The following is a 19,672-nucleotide window of genomic DNA, read 5'->3' on the forward strand; positions in this document are numbered from 1 at the left end:
CCACAATGTTTTTTAAAAAAAAGAAAAAAGGAATACAAGCTGACGACAAAGTATGGATAAGCAAAGTTGCGAAATTTAAGGGATTGTACAGGTTTTTGGAAAAAATAACCGAAGCAGGCGCTATTGTATTGATTGTGCACCATTTTGATAATACCCAGCAGGAGGTGCAACTCATGTTAGAAAAGCTTGAAGTATCGCACCAGACTATAGAAGCAAGCGACATGGTGACCAACCCCACCAATATTTTTGTAATCAATGCCCACAACTTGTCACAACTCAGTACATTGCCTCAATACCTCGCCCATGGCAACCAATTACAAGTGATTGTTTCTGAACACTACCCAGCGTATGAACGCGACCAGGAAGTATTGCAGCAAATCAAAGATTACTTACCCAATGCCCCTATTTGTTTTTTTACCTCGCTCGATGAGCCTTTTATGCAATTATTTGGTAGCGACCGCATCATAGGTATGATGGAAAGTATGGGAATGGATGAAAATGAAAGTATTGCCCATAGCATGGTTACCAAGGCGATCATGAAAGCACAACAAAAAGTGGAGAAGCACGCGTTGCAAACGATCTATACTGCTTCACAACAAGAGTGGTTTGATAAGCGTGAAATAAATCACTGATTTTTTGTATACATTTGGGCATGCATACGGTTTTTCAAGTGGTGTGTGTTTGGTGGCTGGTGTTTGCTACAGCCTTACCTATACAGGTATTTGCTCAGGCTGACTCAGCTATCCAAGTCCAACAACCAACTTATTATTACTGTCCTCCCTGTGGTTGCAACGCTGACCATGTCGTATATAACCAACCAGGGGTTTGCCCTGAGCCAGGGTGCAAGATGAAACTGCTGCCTTCTAAAAACGCACAGGTGGGACGTATTGCTTTTGTGTGGACTCAGGTAAGCGCCAAGCGCTGGGCTTTTGCCTTTTACAAAAACCTCACGTTGCCCAGTATTATCCAAGGCTTGATTCTCGCTTTTATTCTGCTATTTAACTTCAGGAACAACCGACAAGCCAATGTGTTTTTAGCCATCCTGTTGTTTGCCATCTCTTTTCATAGCTTCAGGTACTATGTCGCAAGGCGTATCTTTTCCCTTTTACTTTCAGAGTTGCTCAATCAACCTGACTATCACTTTGGCAATCTTTTTATCCCCTTTTCTTTTATATTTATTATCGGTCCGGCTCTGTATTTTTATGTCAAAAGCCTTACCCTACCCCAGTTTAGGTTTAAGCGCAAAGACTTGGTTCATTTTATACCTGCTACCATTACTCTTATGGTGTACCTGGTGCTTTGGCTGCAAAGTTTGCCCAAGTCTAACCACCACAGTTATTCACAAGCCTACCTGTTGTTTAACTCTGTAGAACAAGTAGGTGGAATATTGTCAGGGTTGATATACAACCTCTTGGCTTTTCGCCTGCTTAAAAAACATCGTCGTATTTTACCCCAACAATTTTCTAATACCAATGCTATTACGCTCAATTGGCTACAAGTAATGATTGTACTACTTACTTTGGTGTGGTTGGCTTGGTTGGTTATTGCCTTATTCAATATTCAGGTATTTAGTTTTGTGCTCGACTACATTGCTTTTTACCCTTTACAAATATTTTTGGCCATTATCATTTACATCATAGGGTTTGCCGGGTTTATTCAACCTCAAGTATACACCCCCAATATGGTAGCATCACTTGATGTTGCTCATCAAGCCTCCTCTCTGGAAAATACAGCAAATACTGAAAAACAAGCAAGTTTATCACAAAAATCGCCTCATATCGATAAAGTTATCCAAGCAATGGAAAAAGAGCAATTATACCTTCATCCTACGCTTACACTCAATGAGTTAGCGCGTCACTTACACCTATCGCCTAAAGTTTTATCACAAATATTGAACAATGAACTAAACAAAAACTTCCATGACTTTGTAAACTACTACAGGGTAGAAGAAGTAAAACAAAGGCTATTAAATCCACAACACCTTCACTTAACTATACTAGGCATTGCTTTCGATGCCGGCTTTAACTCCAAATCTACCTTCAATCGCATTTTTATGAAATTTACCCAAATGTCTCCTAAACAATACCGCAACCAGCATCTTTGATTATTTTCACTTTAAAACAATCAAGCATGGAAACTTTACGCAGCACCCCATTTATAATTACTTATCTCGATGCTGTCAACAAATTACTCGTAGATGTTTGGCAAGAAGGTTCTCAGGGCATGAACCCTGAAAATTTTAAAACCACCCTGACTCAGTGGAAGAAGCTGGTCATTGAAAATGCGGTAACCGCAGCATTGATAGATGCCCGCCAAATGAAGTTTATGATAGACCCAGACCTACAAGAGTGGTCAGGAGTGTATATAGCTGCTCCTGCAGCTAAAGCAGGCTTAAGAAAGATGGCCACCCTGCTGCCTACGTCTATTTTCGAAAAAGTATCGGTACAGCAAACCATCAATGAACACCCTGATCGGGTACAATTAAAACGGCAATACTTTGACTCTGAAGATGAAGCTAAGCAATGGTTGCTTGGCTAGTACCTTATCCTCTAAGTAAATGCACTATTTATTTTGGATGAGATTTGTTCTCTGACGAACTTCAAAAATTGAGCATAGTTAGTTTACAATTCCGATGCATATCGGAACCGGAGCTACGCGATAGTTTTTAAGTAAAGTCAGGGTGCGAATATCGCCGAAATAATGTGTCAGGTATTTAGAGGTTGAGGTACTAGTGCTATTCCCTTCACCTATGCCATATACTGTAACTAAATTTAATACAACAATATGGAAACCTTAAAAGAAAATCGATTCTTCAAAATTTATTTTGACAAAGAACAAGAACTAATCATAGACGAGTGGTTGCCAGAAACCCGGCACATGACTATAGATGATTTTAAGGCTAACTTGATGCTATGGCTTGGTTTGGTAAAGCAACATCTCCCCAAGAAAGCGATGATAGACGTACGTAAGATTCAATTTATGATAGAACCTGAGCTACAGGAATGGACAAGCCAACATGTGCTCATGCCTGCTTTTCAAGCTAGTTTACAAAAAATAGCCACAGTGCTTCCCTCGTCTCTTTTTGAGCAAGTATCTATACAACAAGCATTGGAAGAACCCAAGGCAACAACTCAAAGGCGTTTTTTTGATAATGAAGCAGAAGCCAAACAATGGTTGTTTAGTGAATAAAAACCCTGTAAGATACATGGATACTATACTTAAAAATCAATATGTTACTATCTATATTGATCGGACAAAGCTACTCATCAACGATGTCTGGAATACTACATCTGCTTCTATGTCTATCAATGATTTTAAGGATATCTTGTACGCCTGGAAAAACTGTATCATTGAAAACAGGTTAAACAAAGCTTTAATTGATGCCCGTAAAATGGCTTATTTAGTAGCTCCTGAAATGCAAACTTGGATTGCTGACAACATCAATGAACCTGCCCAAAAAGCAGGGTTAAGGCAAGTAGCCACCATATTGCCCTCAGGCGTATTTGAAAAAGTAGCGTTGACACAAACGATGAAGGAGTTTCAACAGAATCAGAACTTTCAGCGTCAGGTATTCGACAATGAGCTGCTTGCCAAGGACTGGTTACAGTTATGATATAAACACAAACCCCTCATTGTATCTAGAAGCAATGAGGGGTATAACAATACTACTCTTCAATTTGTTTGGCTATGCCTTTACTATCGTTAATTAAAAATATAACGGACGCCTACCTGTGCTCTCCAACGAGAGATAAGGCTGGCGTCATTTCTGAAAGACTCAGTAAAAGTATTGGTATATTGATACTGAGGGTTGCCGTTGGCATCGTTGCCTACAAAATTGATGGGTTGAGCAATGTTAAACACTTGGCGTACTCCCCACCTGGAATTGAGCAAATTACCCAAGTTCAACACGTCTAAACTTAACTGTAGAGTATTGCGTTTGCCACCTACTTTTACATAAAAATCCTGCAAAATTCTAAAGTCTATATTGTGAAACCAAGGACTGAGGGCACCGTTTCGTTCCAAAATTTTGCCCCGGTTTTTACTCATATAAGAGTCTTGCTCGATAAAAGCGTTCAGCTCCGTCCATTGTTGGGTGGCAGTTTTGGTTACATTACCATTCGCATCCCGAATGTCTACCAAGTTGATCTCACTTTGACTGTTAGGTACATATACCAAATCATTTGCAGCTACCCCATCGCCATTCAGGTCGCCAGAGTAGGTATAAGAGTAGCGTCCGCCTCGTCCACTTTCGTAAAACAAGGCAACACTGGTCGCAAAGTTTTTGGCATATTCTTTACGGTAGGTCAATGAACCAATAATACGATGCTTGAGTCCAAACTGAGAAAAGCTCAAGTTGGGTTGATTGGGGTTGCCCTGTATGGGGTTGCCTTCAAAAATAAATTGAGAAATTTCAGTAGAGATCAACATATCTCTGGAGTCAAGGTAACTATACGCCAGTCCTATATCCAGCCCACTTTTAAAGCGTTTTTTCAGCTGGGCAGTAAGCGACAACTGGTATCCTTTATTGGTATTGTCCAGTACATACGCACCCGTTACCTGACTATTTACTTTGTTGTTGGCGGCGTCAAACCCAACTCTACCATCGGGCAAAGTACGGGTAGGCGCAGCAAGGTTGGCATTTCTTACCTTTACCCCGTTCACATCTTTGCTATACAACAGCTCAATAGTTCCTATCATGCCCCAAGGCAGTTTTTGATCTACCGCCAGGTTGGTTTTCCAAACCTGAGGAAAACGAAAACCCTCGGCAGTAGCATTTACTACCCCTATGTTTGCAGGATCATTGCTGCCTCGGTTGCTTGCCTGATTGCCTATCCACACAAAAGGTACTCTTCCCGAAAAAATACCTGTTCCTCCCCTCAATTGGGTGCTTTGGTCGCCATTGAGGTCTACATTAAAGCCAAAGCGAGGCGCAAATAAAGGGTTAACGTTAGGCAACTTGCCTACGTCCAGCTGCTCGTCGTTGCCCTCATTGTCTTTAAAAGTAAGTGCCGTAACCAAAGGGTTAGACGTGATGCTTGAAAAATACATAGGAAAGTCGACCCGAAAACCAAAGGTCAGTTTTACATTATTGTTTACCTGGCGCTCTAACTGTCCATAAAGCCCTAACTGCCCTAAATCTACCTCTACCAACCTATAAGGTTGTTGTTGAAACTGTGCCACCTCTGCATTGTAGTCGCGATAAGCAGCGTTGTTAGGGTCAGTAGTAGCAAGAAAATCGGCCACCGAAGAAAAAGAATATCCACCCGCTGAGGCAGGCACCGGAAACACCCCATAGTAAAACAAGTTAAATGAGTTGTTGAACTGAAACATCTCGAAGTTTGCCCCAAAAGTCCAGGTATTTTTTCCGGTATAAATGGTAAAGTTATCGGTAAACTGAAAAACGTCTTGGTCGAGTACATTATTAACTGAAAAAGGTTCGTGCCCTACCGTAGTATAAGACAAATTGTTTTCGGCAATTTCGATGGTAGGAAAAGGGGCACTAAATGGAGTTCTGAAATCGCGAAACTGGGTGTACCCTACCACCAGGTTATTAGACATTTTGCTTCCCAAACGGGTGCTCAGCTCAGCTACTATAGAGTTGATGTTGTTGTTGATGGCATACCCCGAATTTCTAAAAGGCAAAGTGTTGACGCTGGGCGAGCGCCCTCCGGTAAAATTGATCGCAAAAGGGTTGGGACCTTGTTCTCGTACCGACTTAAGATAGTTATAACGCAAGGTCAGGCGGTTTTGCTTGTTGATGTTCCAGTCTAGTTTGGCAAGAAACTTATCGTTGGTGGTATTGTATACATAGTTTTCGTAAGGACCTGTTTCGTACCCGTATTGGTCGCGCAGGCGATTGCTGATTTGATCCATTACTGAGGCTTCTACCCTTGACACATTGACTCCAGCAACTCCTGGACGACTGGCTATAAAGTTAGAACCTGGGTCTTCGCGGCGTACCGATTCCCCATTGATAAAGAAAAATAGTTTATCTTTGATAATGGGACCGCCTACCCTAAAACCGTACTGGGTAAACTTAAGGTCTGGGTTGGTCACTTCTTCATCGGCTACTTTGTTTCCTATCATTTGTTCGTTTCTGATAAAGGTATAAACCGACCCCTTAAATTCATTGGTGCCACTTTTGGTAATGGCGTTTACCCCTGCCCCAGTAAAACCACTCTGACGAACATCATAAGGGGCTATGCTTACCTGTAACTGGTCTATAGCGTCTAAGCTCACCGGTTGAGCACTGGTTTGTCCGCCAGGGGTGGGAGCATCTAACCCAAACGAGTTATTAAAAATAGAGCCATCCAACGAGAAGTTATTAAACAAGGCATTGCGTCCCATAAAGCTATTGCCATCGCTTTGAGGGGTCAAACGTGTATAATCCTGCTGGCTTCGACTAATGGTGGGCAAGGCTTCTATTTTGTCGCGATTAATGTTAGAGGTTGCTCCTGTGCGGTCATTGTTAAACAACTGATCGCTCACTACTACTACTTGCTCAAGGGTAGCGGCATCTGCTTTTAGCTGAAAATCAACGGCTAGGTTTTGCCCTAATTTTACAAAAACATTTTCTTTTTTTTGCGGCTTAAACCCTACAAAATTTACCTGAAAACTATAAGGACCGCCTGGACGAAGGTTAGGCAAGTAAAATCGTCCGTTTGCCTGAGTTACTGCCCCATATTGGGTACCAGTGGGTTTATGTACAATTACGACGGTTGCCCCTGGCAAAGGTTCGTTTTTACTATCGGTTACTTTGCCATTAAAGGCGGAGTTGGTTACCTGAGCAAAGGTGGTGGTAAAACCAGCCAATAATCCAAGTATTGATACAATAAGCGTAAATCTTTTGATCATATTACATAAATATTTGTTAGAAGAAATGCATTCAATGCTACTGTAGTACTTGCACTTACAACAGAAGGGGCAAACCGTTGGGCTATTATATAAGATTTGACACAACTTCATTAGCCAAAGGGGTATACTATCAGCCAGCTATTTTAGGTTGTGTTTGATATCAATATAGTTGTAGTATCAAACATAAATTGCGCAAAGTAACAAAATATTTATATAACAATAATCATAAAGCAATACTAACCACGCATTTAGCTTAGAATAATGCCACTCTTAAGCTCTTTATATAATAATGGTAACATACAAGTGAATAAAAAACGGGCACTCATTCATCTTGTGACAGATGTATGGTGCCCGACATTTTCAACAGAGCGTGTTGATTATATTTTTAACAAAGTAACTTCATATTTTCTTAATTAATAGAAGTTAAGACAATAAGTGTACCTAAAAAATACTGCTCATTCCAACGATTGGATAACTACACACTTGCGTAAACGCGTGTCTATGGGACTACACTTTATAATTTAGGCTCTAACCATAAAAAACCTGTACACAACAAAAACAAACCAAAGAAATACGCTAAAGGTATGGGCTGATGCTGAGTAAGTGGTGTAACCGTATTTGAGTTGGCATTAGTAGCTTGTTGGCGTGCCCAATGGTCGTTGGCACGTATTTGATGAATAGTTTGCCAATTTTGCCAATCTTGCTCACCAAAAATATACAAAGGGGTTTGTTCGGTGGTATCTCCTTTTACCCGCAACTGATGCCAGCCTTGGTGTTCTGCCCAAACAGTTCCGTTCCACTTTTGATCAAAATTGACTTGGTTTTGTAGATAAAACTCCAGTACATTACTTGTTTTAGTAAGCGTGCCTACTGGCTGGGGTGTAGCCGTACTAAGGGTTAGTTTGCAAGACGCATTGACCTTAGGAAAAGCCGTGTTTATCTCCCATACGTGCGTGGGTATTTGTTTTTTGGCAAGTTTGCTCAACAGATGCGACCAATAAGCGGCATAATAACTGGGCTTGCCATCCAATAACAATTGGTAAGACTCGGCAATGAGGCTAATCCCCACCGACCCCAACCCAGTCACGTTGTAACCTACCAAGGCTTGCCCCTGTTGGTTTCGCACCAAGGCAAGCATGCCTAGTTTTTGTTGTAGCAAATAAGGCTGTTGCTTTAACTCAAAACTACCTTTTACCCCAAAATCATTTCCATCAACCATTGTTTTTTCATGCTCGATACGCCCCAGCGGAAAACTCGCCAAAGCAGTAGGCACCCTCCCCGATTCGTCGGCCTGAATGAGCACACCTAAGCCTTGATTTTTGATTGCCTGACGCAACACTGCCATTGTACCTGCTCCCAAGCCCTGGGCATATTCAGCGTCTAGTATCAACAAGTCTATTTGCTTGAGCAAAGCAGCGTTGAGTTGAAAACCAGTGGCGCTTTGATTGACAAACTCATCTTTGACCTTGTTTTTAGAAATAACAGAACGCACTGCTACCTGATGCCCTTCGGTGGCTAACCAGTTTTTGAGGTATTTGGTCTCAAACCGGGGAAAACTGTTGATAATCACAATGTTTAACTTTTGCTTGGGACGAATGTGTACTGGAACAGGTTCATTGTATAATGTATCTCCAGTGGGGGCTTTTACCAACACCCGATAGATAAACTGCCCGGCTTCTTTGGGGCGGTCACGCAGGGCAAAGTTTTCGGTCTGACGACTACCAATCAGAGCAGAGTCTACTGCACCACCAGGGCTTGCCAACACCAATACCACATTGGTATCGGTGGGGTTATGATAGCTCCCTTTTACCTGCCACCTGTCTTGGGCAATGGTTTCAGGGGCGTAGTTTACAGAGGTAAAACCTGCTGGTATGGGATTGAGGTGAAATACAGCATTGAACGATTTAAGCCTAGGCAAGTCATAGGTTTGTACTCCATCGCCTACTATGTGCAGTGTGCCCAGTTGGGGGTAATTGCGTTGAATAAATGCCGCGTCGGGGGCTTTGATTGTATGTTTGTCAATGGCTACCTCTTGATAACCAAATACGAGTACACTGTCTTCACGCTCACGCAGGCTGTCGACTGTTGCCGTTGTATACTCGTTGGTAAGCAAAATAGCGGATAAAGTTTTTTGGGTGGTTTGACGGGCAGGTTGCAGCCCTAACATTGCCAAAGCCAACACCAGACCTGCGCTTGCCAATAACCGCCCTACTAAATATTTTTTATTGGGGCGTTGCCAGGCTTGCCAGCTCAAAAATGCCCACATTACCAAAGAAACAACAGTTACTATCCAAAACATTTGGTGATTTACCAACCACACTATGCTGGTTAGTTTGATTTCTTCAGGCTTTATTTCTTCCAATCTCATCTGCCCAGTTTATTTAAGTAAATTTCCAACAAACGGTTTTTAACTTTGCGCTGGGTGCCAGGTTCGGCAGCTTTTTGCGGCAACGCACGCCACAAGGCATTGATAAGGTAAGGCAATACCCGGTTAATTTCGACAGGGGTGAGTTGGTCTTGGGTAAGCTTTTGTAAGGTTTTCAGAGCAGTCAAAAACTGTCCAGGTTTGTCTATAGCCACTGTAGCAAGCTCACTGCCTGCTGCCCTCAACCATTGTTTTTGCCTTATAGTGGGCAAAGTTATACGGTGGTTACGCCATTGCTCCAGCAGGGGCAATACCTTGCGAATATTGGGGTATAGCACTTGAGCTTCGGTGTTGCGCTTTTTATACACATTTCGGATGTCTTCCAGCTCGCCCTTGAGACGCTTTTCTTTTTCTTTGATGGGTGGGGGTTCAAACCCAATGCGCTCTACATATACTCTTGATTTTTGCTGAATTTGTTTGATGAGTTTCAAGGCTTTGTATTGGTAAGGCAACGAAGCTTTGGGGCGGTGGGTACGCAAATGTAGCTCTGACTGCCACATATTTACCAAGGCTTCTTTGAGCTGTTTTTTGAGCACTTCATCAAAAAATGTCGCTTCTTCCATCAAGTTGTGCAGGTGCATCACGCTGGTAGGCACGTAATCGTTGGGGTTGTTAGAGGGAGCCGCCGATTTAGGGCGGTGTTTGTGGTCTTTTTCGTTGCGTTTGAGTACTTCCAACGATGAGGTTCGTTTTTTCCATTGACTGTGCCCATGATCGTGGTCGCCGTGCCCATCGCCCTCGTAGTGAACCTCCGTAATTATTTTACCCGTTTTTTTGTCTTTGTAGCGCACCGTGTCTCTTTTGCCTTTGTCATCGTGCTTATGATGTTCGTGGTCGTGGTTATGACCATCGTGTCGCTCATCGCCTCCAATACTTACCTCGTACTCTTCGCCCAAAAATTTGCCATAGCGTAATCGTAAAATCTTTTGGTCTACTCCTATGCCATTACTTCTGTACTCAAAACTATCTCGTGGCATCGTGGCCTTATTACGCAACAGCTTTTCGGTATCAATAATCAATTGTCGCTGGCTCCGAAAATAATCAGGTAACTTGTTTACCCCATTGCCCATTTCGGCGGTCAATTGCTCGCGGGTGGTGTCTTGTATACTTACAAAAAACATCTCAGTACGTCCTTTTTGGGCTTGAGGGTTTTTATTGTCTATAGCCTCTACAAAAAAGTAGAGTTCGTCGCCGGGTGCCATTCCCAATTTTTGCAGGTTGAGTGTTTTATGCAGTTGATGGCTTCGCCGGCCAGGAACGAAATTACCAAAGCGTAGTTTTTGTTCTCTAAACTTGACCGATTCGCCCTGCCCCTTGCTCACGGTTGCCACTATGTAGGCATCGGTTACACCATAATCATCGGTTATTTTGGCATTAAAACTAATATCGATGTTGGGTTTAAACTCAAGTTCTTCATAATCATTGATCCCCGCAAGGGAAAGTTTAGGGCGTGTATCGGGCACGGGAGTCAAGGAAAAAAACTCGCTGCTTTGCCACTCATTTGATGCACTCAAAGCAGCCTTTTGGGTGGTTTGTCTAAACACCAGTTGATAAAACCCTTTCTCTTTGAGTCGCCACTGTGCTACATACTCGTTGGTGCGTTGTGGGTTGGGCTGCAGCCGTAGCGAATCGCCTGTATTGAATACAATCGCGGCTTGAGTGATGTCACCTTTAAAGCGAACTTTCCAACGAATCATGCTATTCTCTACAGCTTTTATATTGAGTTCGGGGGCTACTTGTGCGCCTAGTCGGGTATAAGCAGGAGCCTGCACTATAGCCTGTATGCTTTGAATACTGGCGGGTAAATGTTTGGGCAATTGGGTCGTATTATTTAAGGTGTCACTGGCTATGTTTTTTTGGGTGCCTTTGGGCAAATGGGCAACGCCAAAGTTAAGGGTAAATAGCAAGCTGGCAAGCATGCCACTACCCAATAAGGTAAGGGCGGCTTTGGGCAATTGATGGGGCAATGTGGCTTTTGAAACTGCTCCTAACAAGGCTAGACTCACTTTTTGCCGTTGCATTTTAGCAAGTAGGTTCAGGTCTTCTTCGGGCAAAAGCAACAGCTCACTGCTGTTTTCTAATGTAGGATGGTGTTTGTTTAAATACTGTGCCACGTCATACAAAGTAATTTGGCGCAAGCCCCGCCACCAAAGCAAACCTCCCCACACCCATACAGCAAGCAAAGCTCCTGTGCCAGTCAATGCTCCTGCCGACCAAGGTACCACCAAGTAGACAGCTGCCATTGCCAATACGCTAATACTCAATGCCCACAGTAGCAACTCAACGCTCTTGTACTTGCGCCACTTGCGTTGGAGTTTCGTAAGTTGTTGCCGGGCGGTGGCTTCTTTTGATTGGCTTATCTGGGTTTTGTCTGTATTCATGGTTCTTTTTATTGAGTATTCTCTAGTGATTTTTGCTGGTTGGTGACAAGCTTATAATGACTATTGCCTCGGTTTGCCAGTACTCTTTCTATCAACACGCCTACTGCCAACAGCCACCACAGCCACCCTCTAAAACTTTGGGTTTTAGTGGTCGGAACCGTTGATCGCCTTTGTTGGGCTATAGTTTGGGGTACTGCCTGTGTATTACTGAGTTGCCTTTGGTCAAACTTTCGTATTCGTGCTGTTGCCGTTGGATTGGCAAACAAGCATTGGGTAAGTTCTTCTAACAAACCAACCTCCAATACCTGAGGGTTTAGCTCAGGGTTTAGGCGTTGGCACAACCAATGCACCTGGGCTTGGCTGCTATCGCTTATGATCCATTGTGCTACATTTTTTGCTTGATAAAATAATTTTCGCGTCCCTGTTTTTTCATAATCTTTAGCCACAAGCTTTCCTTTTTTCAACACCACCAACCAATCAGTTTTGCGTGTAGCATCCAGTTTTTTTGTAGCATATACTTTTACCTCAACACCTATATATTCACCCACGGCTTGCAGGGCTGCCGCCAAATATTGCTGGTCAAGGGCGAAGTCATTATCGTATAGCAATTGTACGTTTTGTGCCTTGGGCTGGCGAATGGGTACCGTGTTTTGAGGAGCAGTGGCAAAGCTCACTTGTTGGCGTTGGACATTGATCAAGGGTAAATCTTTGATTTGAATAGAAGGTTGTTGTTTTACTTTTTCTTTGAGCAAATGAGTGCCTTCTTTTGTGCTGATGCCAATGCTCAACCAAAGGCTGTCGTTGGGCAACTGTAGGGCATCTGCCAAAAACACTTGTTTGCGCTCGATTGGTAAGGGCAACCATTGTACTTTTAGGCTTAGTTGGGGGCGGTTTCCTGTAAAATTTCGAGCAGCATTGGGGGCAAGTATCCATACCTGTTCGGGGGCGGCAGGCTGGGTGTCGAGTTCTCGCAAAAACGACCAATAATCAACATTGCTTGCTTTGGCGGAATTGGTAGACAAACTGGTTTTAATGGCGGTTAATTGCGTGGGCAATACTTCGGGCATACCAGGCTGGAGCAAATGAATAGCATAGCCTTTTTGTTGCAAAGAATCTATTGCCAAGCGTGCTGTGGGATGGCTGAGCATTGCCTCTTCGGTCAACAGCCATTGGGTGGGCAAGCGGGCGGCTTTTTTGGGCTGTTGTTGGCTCACATCCAGCAAGATAAATACGACAACCAACACCAAGCCTGAACGCAATAGGTACAATCCTGCTTCGTTGAACCGAATACTGCTCAAGCGGGTGTTTTCGGCAGCAATCATCCATTGCACACTGCCTACTTTTATGGTTTTGCCTGATTTACGGCTCCACAAGTGTATAATGAGTGGCACTAGCAGGCCTAACAAAGCCCAGAAATATATTGGTTGTTGTATAGTCATGAGTCAATAGTTTTTAGTCGGGAGTCCAATGCTGTTTCCTTAACAAAGCTTTTAGCCATTAGCTTTTAGCTTGAGCCTGTCGCAGATGGCTCAAGCGTTTGTTTGTTTAAATGCTCCATCCTTAAGGAAACAGCATTGGTCGGGAGTCCATAGCACTGACAAGGTGCAAGGTGCTAGCTACACCCTGTTCCATAGGTAACTACACTTTTATATCACACTGATTTTTAATAGTTTACAAAACCGACAGACGGAAGTCGATAGTCAATAGTTTTTAGTCGGGAGTCGGGAGTTTTTTGCTGTTTTCTTAGTTTTTATTGATCAGAAAGTAGTTGATGCGCCCTAGTGCATTGGGTACTAAATTTCTATCATATTATTCGGAGTCTTTAGCCCGCTTACTTTACTTCAAAAAGTAACGCGTAGCTCCGGTTCCGATATGCATCGGAATTGTAAACTAACTCTGCGCACTTTTTGAAGTGCGTCAGCAAACAAAATACCCTCGAATAAATAATATATTTATTTAATCCCCAGTGCACTAGTCAATAGTCGATAGTGGCTGACGCGTGTAACTAAAATCTTCACTAAGTAAGCTTTATTAGTCGAAAGCCCGTAGTTTTTCTCATAATTAAGAAATCGCTTTGCGCAACCATAAAACAATAGAGCCATAAAGCAATATAACCATTAAGCCATTTTTTAAAACCTCCTCTTCACCAAGAAATCATTCAGTGCCCTGTCTATTGGTTCGCCCATCGAGAATAAGTTGTAACTGATCTCTAAATCCAACATTTGAGTTTTTATTTTGTTCAAATGCTGCGCTAACTCTTCTTTGTATTGTTTGCGCACTTTTTGGCTGTCTACCTGTACCCTTTGCCCCGTTTCCAAGTCTTCCAATGTCACTGTTCCTTTATAATTTAGTTCCAGCTCATTATTACCCATGAGGTGAAAAAACAACACTTCATTACGTAAAGCACTCAATTGCTCCAGGGTTTTATAAATCTCGTTGCCGTGTTGGTACATATCGCTTATAAAAACAATCATTTCTTTATTGCCGCCTTGGTTATGGTACAACAAGGGGCTATCGTCTACCGCCGGAAATTTGCCCCCTGGTGTAATTTGCAACAACTCATATACAAAGCGGTGCAGGTGTTGGCGATGTTGCCGAGGGGCTAACTGCACCAGTTGGTTTTCGTTGATGGCAAACAAGCCTATGGCGTCGCCTTGCTCCAGGGCAAGGTGTGCCAACGTGGTAGCCATTAAACGAGCAAAATCTATTTTCTTAATCGAGGCTTTACTGCCTTTAGGCTGGTCTTCGTGCAACATAGAGGCACTGGCATCTATTACAAATTTGACTGTAATGTTGGTGTCTATTTCCGACTCTTTGACAAAGTATCTGCCTGAGCGCGCGTACATTTTCCAGTCGAGCAAGCGCAAATCATCGCCAGGCTGGTAGCTACGGTATTGACGAAATACCTGCCCTTGCCCGGTTTTGATGCTTTGGTTTTGCCCCAGCAAATAACTACCAATAATCATTTTACTCATGAGCACCAATCCGTCTACTGAGTTGAGCAACTCGGGCTGTAAAAGGTCTTCATATTCTTGTTGGTTTTTCATGTTTAGTCGATAGTTGGGAGTCAGTAGTCGGGAGCTTCTACAAGCTGTTAGTCGTTAGCCATTGGCTCGCGAAGCGATTTTTTTGTCATTCCGAATAACTGAGGAATCAGCTTGGTTTTCAAGCAACTAACCTGTTTTATAAAACACTGATTTCTAAATGTTTATAAATCATTAAATGGAAATACTATGCTGTTTGCTTAAGTCCTAGTTAGCTAAAGGTTGTAGGTACGCCTTTGTCCACAGCCCCGACAGGGGCAAGTCCTTAGATGCCGATGCATATCGGTGCTACACCCTGTTCCACAAGTAACCATACTTTTGTATCGCGCTGATTTTCAGTTATTTACAAAAAGCGTAGTTAGAAGTCTACAGTGCTGACGCGTATCTTAAAATATTCACCAAGAAAACAACATTGGTCAATAGTACCTTGTGGCTACCTCAAACAATCATATTTGCAAGTATGATAATCACCACTACTTTATTGCTCGCCAATGCTAGATATTGCTGCACACGAAACAGCCATCGACCATCGACTGAATGCTATCGACTACCATCTATTCCAGCCTACTCTTGGGCAAATTTACTTGCTTGAGAAGTTCGGCAGTGGCTTGGTCGGCGGTAATGCCTTGGGCTTCTGCCTTAAAATTCATTAGCACCCGATGACGCAAAACAGGATAAGCCATCGCTTTTATATCGTCTAGGGTAACAGCAAACCTGCCCTGCAACAAGGCACGGGCTTTGGCGGTCAAAATCATTGCTTGCCCGGCGCGAGGTCCTGCCCCCCAACGTACCCAATCTTTGACAAAAGTCACCGAAGTAGTATCGGGGCGGGTGGCACGTACTAACTTGTTTACAAAGGCGATGAGGTCTTGGGCGATGCTTACCTCACGCACTAGTTCTTGTACTTGTTTGATTTCTTTGCCCGACATTACGGGTTCAATTTTCACTTTTTGGGTGCCCGTGGTGCCTGTCAAAATCCCTAGTTCGTCTTGTTCGGTGGGGTAGCCAATCTGAATAAACAGTAAAAAACGGTCAAGTTGGGCTTCGGGCAAAGGGAATGTACCCGCTTGCTCAATGGGGTTTTGGGTAGCAAGAATAAAAAATGGGCGGTCGAGTTCGTAGGTTTTACCCCCATAAGTTACCTCAAACTCTTGCATTGCTTCTAGCAGTGCTGCTTGGGTTTTGGGTGGGGTTCGGTTGATCTCGTCGGCAAGAATAATATTGGCGAAAATAGGTCCTTTGTTGAACTTAAACACCCGCTCGCCTGTGGCTTGGTCTTCTTGCAAAATCTCGGTACCTGTAATGTCGGTGGGCATCAAATCGGGCGTAAACTGGATGCGTCTAAAGGGCAACTCTATGGCTTGCGACAGAGTGCGAATCATCAAGGTTTTGGCAAGCCCTGGCACCCCTTCGAGCAAGGCGTGCCCACCTGCCATAAAAGTAATGAGCAATTGCTCGATGGTGTCTTCTTGCCCTACTATTTTCTTATGGATTTCTTTTTTGAGCAAAGCCAGTTTGTCAATCAACTGTGTTACTTCGGCTTCGGTTGTTTTCATGGGTTATATGGGTATTAGGGGCTGGGGACTTGGTTCTGGGTGTTCCCGTCGCTCCCCTATTTATTATATGATTACAATTTCTTGTTTTTTTGGGTATTGGGTTTGGCGAAAACTGCTTGTTTTTACAATGCCTTTCTATACTTTATTTCGTCTTCAAGGATAGATACTATTACTTGGCAAAAGGGAGTAAATTTTCCTTCTTCATCTTTTGTATAAAAATGTTGTTTGAGTTGTTCCAGTTCTGAAACACTAAAATCATCTAAACCTATTACATTTTCATTAATCACTTTCTCTCTTGCCTTTTGTAGCTTTTCTACATTCAACCCCAATATATCTATAGTAGCTACTACATCTTGGTTTGCAGCATCTACAGGTTTTATAGCGCCATCATGATCATACACAAAATAACTTTCACAATTTCCCATTTTTGGGTGAACTGCTATTTCTTTATTACTTTTTTTCGCATCACAATGAAGTTTTTTAGGGTTGCTAGGCATCAATACAATGACCTTATCTTTTGCTTTGAGCACATCAGTATAAGGGTTAAGTGTTCCAAAGTTTATTGTATATAATGTTTCTATAGCCACATAGTATTTTTGGCTAATTGTATCCCAACTATCCCCCTCCTCGCATACATGGACAATCTGTTTCTGATCCCCATTGCAGGAAGCCAACAAGTTGCCATACTCGTACATTTTCTCTGGATACTTGTCCTCATCTTTGGGCAACAAATGCTCAACAATCGTGGTATGGTTATCAAATATTCTTTGTCCACAATAGCAACAAATGTGTCCTTGATCCTCCAATAAGTATTTGACTAAAAATGCTGGTCTTTGCCATTTTGATGGAGCTTCAGTAGCTTTCCAATTCTCAAAATCTTGTGGGGATGCTTGTTTTAAGATATGTTTCATCTGCCCAACACTTCTTTACGTTTGATAATTGCTAATTTTGCATTCAGCTCTCCATCATCTGCCAATTCAAAATCTTTCAATAGTTTTTCAATATGCAGCTTAGCTTTTTGTAAATTTTCCTTCCCTCCTGCACTTATCAGTTCTTGCACTTCTTCCCACACAGGATCAAAACCTTTAGGTCGAGCAGATACCCCCATTACTTCTTCTAAAATCCAGTTGACATCTCTGCCTAAAGTAGAATCGGGTTGCTCGCAGGTGATTTGATTGTTTTCGTTGCGAAACAAAAATATATTTCGGGCATCCACATTATTCAATACATGCGGCGAGTGGGTAGTCACAATAAATTGGATATTGGGGAAAGTAGCTTGTAGGGCAGGTAATACATTGCGTTGCCAGGCGGGGTGCAAGTGCAATTCTATTTCGTCTATCATTACCACGCCTTCGCCCTCTAGTTTATTCTCTAAAGCAGGGTTGGCAATGGTGAGGCGGCGGGCAATGTCGCAAACCAACATAATGAGGGTTTTCTCTCCGTCGGAGAGTTGACGAATATCGAAGTCTTGACCGTTTTTATTAACAGCTAAAAAAAAATCACTTGTTGTAAACTCAAAAGATGCTGATTCGCTAGTTTTGATGTGTAAACTTTTATATACATCGGTTGTTAGTTTACCCAGAAACAAATCTAAGGTATGCCTTATAACCTCTAAACGACTATCACGATAATTATAATCATTCTTATTTCTTATTTGACGAAGTTCATCATCTTCTACTTTTTTAAACCAACTAATGAAGTCGTTAAATTGACGTAAAGTGGGGGTCAAGCTATTTTTATAGGCGAAAAGCTGAGGGAATGGAGCCTTAAGGTTTTCTGGTTCATTTTTTTGAGAATGTATAAGGCGGTTAGTACGATAATAGGTTAGTACTGGAATACTACTTTTGTCTTGAATATCAATTGCATAATAGTCATTTATCACAAAAGAGCCATTCCAATACTTCTCAATACTAAACTTTCTGGATAAACTATCAATAAGACTAATATCTAACTTCTGTTTTGACTGAAAGTTAATGTCCTTATCAGTTACAGCAAGCGGAGGAATTGACACATCTAACTTTGCTGCTATAAATGATGTTTCTAAAAAATTAGACATAAGTTTAGCCAAAGCATCCAACACTGACGACTTACCCGAACCATTGGTACCAATAAATACGGCAAGCTTATTTTCAGGAAACTGGATTTTGAGGTGTTCAAATCCACGGAAATTATTTAGCTCTAACTCTTTGATTTTCATATCTTCTCTATCCAATATTTTTCACTCAAATGTACCTTTTTTTGAGTAAATGAATGTAACAAAAATAACTTTCACAATTTACTTGTTCAGTTTTTACTGGATACTGTTTTTTTAACTTTCTAACGGTGGCGCGCATCCCTGACCAGCCAAGCAAATTCAACACGGAGATATTAATGGTTGAACGCTCTACAATAGGGCAAGCACAAGGCGTTGCTCCTACCACTGCTGCTTTTAGGTGGTGCTTTTTCAGCCCAAAAATCTGACAGGTAAATTAACAATATAAACAACCAACTTTTTAAGTCAAGAAATTGAGCATTTTCTCATCTCCAAATACCAAGAACTTGTAGCTTATAGCTCATTGCTTGGGGCTATTCAATTCAAGCCGTCATCGCATACATCACTATATTCACCGCAAACTTGGTGTTGTCTTGAGCCATCCAACGCTTATTGCGGTGGTCGTAGTCCCATTCGCAGCCGTAGTCTTTGTTGCTATACAGTACCCCAATGCGCCCGTTTATCTCTATTGCCTTCAGATACTCATGCACCAAGTCATCACCCCAACCATTGAGCTCTTGCGAGGTGGCGGGAGGTCCTTCTTCAAACTTGAAAAAAATATCGTATAGCTCGTGGTTGTTGGGAATCTTCTTGAGTGCCTTTGCTCCAAAAATGTCTGCCATCTGTCGCTCAAACGATTTGGCAAACAAGCCGTCTATGTCGTGGTTGCAATCATCTACAAACACAAAACCGCCGTTGCGTACGTATTTCTCAAAATTTGCCCGCTCTTTGGCGTTAAACTGCACTAATTTGTGACCACTGAGGTAACAAAAGGGTTGGCTAAAGATTTTATCGCTTGCCAGGGGCACTACCTGCTCTTTGATGTCTACCGGAATGGTGGTGTATTCTATCAACGAGTTCATCATATTGGAAGGCATCCGCTGGTCAGTGTTCCAGTCGCCCGAATTGTATTGTAGGCGGGTAAAAGTAAATTTGTTACGGTTGATCATAAAGGTACTGGGGGCTTGGTTCTGGGAACTAGCGCTTCAGGCTTACAAACAAGTGATTAAAACCTAATACCTGAAGCAACAAAGAAGTACTAGGTACTACAAACCTAGTACCCAGCACCTTTTAGAAGGTACTGGGGCTTGGTTCTGGGAACTAGCGCTTCAGGCTTACAAACAAGTGATTAAAACCTAATACCTGAAGCAACAAAGAAG

The 19,672-nt window shown here is 42.4% G+C and carries 14 protein-coding genes; 5 read left to right on the top strand and 9 right to left on the bottom strand.

The window, feature by feature from the left end; genetic code table 11:
• The first annotated feature begins 5 nt into the window (after positions 1 to 5).
• From Q0954_RS11295 to Q0954_RS11315, 5 genes are all read left to right on the top strand, one after another.
• Positions 6 to 632 (top strand): hypothetical protein, encoded by a 627-nt coding sequence (locus Q0954_RS11295; protein WP_299456892.1) that lies wholly within the window; start codon positions 6 to 8, stop codon positions 630 to 632.
• Between the two features lie 20 nt (positions 633 to 652).
• The gene (locus Q0954_RS11300; protein WP_299456893.1) at positions 653 to 2,104 is read left to right on the top strand and encodes a helix-turn-helix domain-containing protein; all 1,452 of its coding nucleotides are present in this window, start codon (positions 653 to 655) and stop codon (positions 2,102 to 2,104) included.
• A 26-nt stretch (positions 2,105 to 2,130) separates the two neighbouring features.
• On the top strand, positions 2,131 to 2,538 hold the full coding sequence (locus tag Q0954_RS11305) for a hypothetical protein (protein ID WP_299456894.1): 408 nt from the start codon (positions 2,131 to 2,133) through the stop codon (positions 2,536 to 2,538).
• Positions 2,539 to 2,784: 246 nt separating this feature from the next.
• Positions 2,785 to 3,189: a hypothetical protein gene (locus Q0954_RS11310; protein WP_299456895.1), complete on the top strand. Its 405-nt coding sequence runs from the start codon at positions 2,785 to 2,787 to the stop codon at positions 3,187 to 3,189.
• A 16-nt stretch (positions 3,190 to 3,205) separates the two neighbouring features.
• Positions 3,206 to 3,613, top strand: a complete 408-nt coding sequence (locus tag Q0954_RS11315; RefSeq protein WP_299456896.1) for a hypothetical protein — start codon at positions 3,206 to 3,208, stop codon at positions 3,611 to 3,613.
• 89 nt (positions 3,614 to 3,702) lie between these two features.
• Here Q0954_RS11315 and Q0954_RS11320 read toward each other — a convergent pair whose 3' ends face one another.
• From Q0954_RS11320 to Q0954_RS11360, 9 genes are all read right to left on the bottom strand, one after another.
• Positions 3,703 to 6,855: a TonB-dependent receptor gene (locus tag Q0954_RS11320; RefSeq protein WP_299456897.1), complete on the bottom strand. Its 3,153-nt coding sequence runs from the start codon at positions 6,853 to 6,855 to the stop codon at positions 3,703 to 3,705.
• 514 nt (positions 6,856 to 7,369) lie between these two features.
• Positions 7,370 to 9,223, bottom strand: coding sequence for a hypothetical protein (locus tag Q0954_RS11325; protein ID WP_299456898.1), 1,854 nt, complete (start codon positions 9,221 to 9,223; stop codon positions 7,370 to 7,372).
• On the bottom strand, positions 9,220 to 11,661 hold the full coding sequence (locus Q0954_RS11330; protein ID WP_299456899.1) for a hypothetical protein: 2,442 nt from the start codon (positions 11,659 to 11,661) through the stop codon (positions 9,220 to 9,222). The genes Q0954_RS11325 and Q0954_RS11330 overlap by 4 nt, the downstream gene beginning before the upstream one ends.
• An 8-nt stretch (positions 11,662 to 11,669) precedes the next feature.
• Entirely contained in the window at positions 11,670 to 13,100 is a 1,431-nt protein-coding gene (locus Q0954_RS11335; RefSeq protein ID WP_299456900.1) for a BatA domain-containing protein, read from the bottom strand.
• Positions 13,101 to 13,790: 690 nt separating this feature from the next.
• The gene (locus Q0954_RS11340) at positions 13,791 to 14,708 is read right to left on the bottom strand and encodes a DUF58 domain-containing protein (RefSeq protein ID WP_299456901.1); all 918 of its coding nucleotides are present in this window, start codon (positions 14,706 to 14,708) and stop codon (positions 13,791 to 13,793) included.
• A gap of 551 nt (positions 14,709 to 15,259) precedes the next feature.
• Positions 15,260 to 16,261, bottom strand: a complete 1,002-nt coding sequence (locus tag Q0954_RS11345) for a MoxR family ATPase (RefSeq protein WP_299456902.1) — start codon at positions 16,259 to 16,261, stop codon at positions 15,260 to 15,262.
• A 122-nt stretch (positions 16,262 to 16,383) separates the two neighbouring features.
• The gene (locus Q0954_RS11350; protein ID WP_299456903.1) at positions 16,384 to 17,172 is read right to left on the bottom strand and encodes a hypothetical protein; all 789 of its coding nucleotides are present in this window, start codon (positions 17,170 to 17,172) and stop codon (positions 16,384 to 16,386) included.
• The gene (locus Q0954_RS11355) at positions 17,169 to 18,473 is read right to left on the bottom strand and encodes an AAA family ATPase (RefSeq protein WP_299456904.1); all 1,305 of its coding nucleotides are present in this window, start codon (positions 18,471 to 18,473) and stop codon (positions 17,169 to 17,171) included. Before Q0954_RS11355 ends, Q0954_RS11350 begins: the two co-directional genes overlap by 4 nt.
• 362 nt (positions 18,474 to 18,835) lie before the next feature.
• Positions 18,836 to 19,462 (bottom strand): DUF4159 domain-containing protein, encoded by a 627-nt coding sequence (locus Q0954_RS11360; RefSeq protein ID WP_299456905.1) that lies wholly within the window; start codon positions 19,460 to 19,462, stop codon positions 18,836 to 18,838.
• Between the last annotated feature and the right edge of the window lie 210 nt (positions 19,463 to 19,672).

Source organism: uncultured Microscilla sp., from assembly GCF_947493425.1.
Lineage (GTDB): Bacteria > Bacteroidota > Bacteroidia > Cytophagales > Microscillaceae > Microscilla.

What these genes read in the sequence shown, in the direction of transcription:
- Q0954_RS11295 (WP_299456892.1), top strand. Translation starts at nt 6, where the DNA reads ATGTTTTTTAAAAAAAAGAAAAAAGGAATACAAGCTGACGACAAAGTA.
- Q0954_RS11300 (WP_299456893.1), top strand. Translation starts at nt 653, where the DNA reads ATGCATACGGTTTTTCAAGTGGTGTGTGTTTGGTGGCTGGTGTTTGCT.
- Q0954_RS11305 (WP_299456894.1), top strand. Translation starts at nt 2,131, where the DNA reads ATGGAAACTTTACGCAGCACCCCATTTATAATTACTTATCTCGATGCT.
- Q0954_RS11310 (WP_299456895.1), top strand. Translation starts at nt 2,785, where the DNA reads ATGGAAACCTTAAAAGAAAATCGATTCTTCAAAATTTATTTTGACAAA.
- Q0954_RS11315 (WP_299456896.1), top strand. Translation starts at nt 3,206, where the DNA reads ATGGATACTATACTTAAAAATCAATATGTTACTATCTATATTGATCGG.
- Q0954_RS11320 (WP_299456897.1), bottom strand. Translation starts at nt 6,855, where the DNA reads ATGATCAAAAGATTTACGCTTATTGTATCAATACTTGGATTATTGGCT.
- Q0954_RS11325 (WP_299456898.1), bottom strand. Translation starts at nt 9,223, where the DNA reads ATGAGATTGGAAGAAATAAAGCCTGAAGAAATCAAACTAACCAGCATA.
- Q0954_RS11330 (WP_299456899.1), bottom strand. Translation starts at nt 11,661, where the DNA reads ATGAATACAGACAAAACCCAGATAAGCCAATCAAAAGAAGCCACCGCC.
- Q0954_RS11335 (WP_299456900.1), bottom strand. Translation starts at nt 13,100, where the DNA reads ATGACTATACAACAACCAATATATTTCTGGGCTTTGTTAGGCCTGCTA.
- Q0954_RS11340 (WP_299456901.1), bottom strand. Translation starts at nt 14,708, where the DNA reads ATGAAAAACCAACAAGAATATGAAGACCTTTTACAGCCCGAGTTGCTC.
- Q0954_RS11345 (WP_299456902.1), bottom strand. Translation starts at nt 16,261, where the DNA reads ATGAAAACAACCGAAGCCGAAGTAACACAGTTGATTGACAAACTGGCT.
- Q0954_RS11350 (WP_299456903.1), bottom strand. Translation starts at nt 17,172, where the DNA reads ATGAAACATATCTTAAAACAAGCATCCCCACAAGATTTTGAGAATTGG.
- Q0954_RS11360 (WP_299456905.1), bottom strand. Translation starts at nt 19,462, where the DNA reads ATGATCAACCGTAACAAATTTACTTTTACCCGCCTACAATACAATTCG.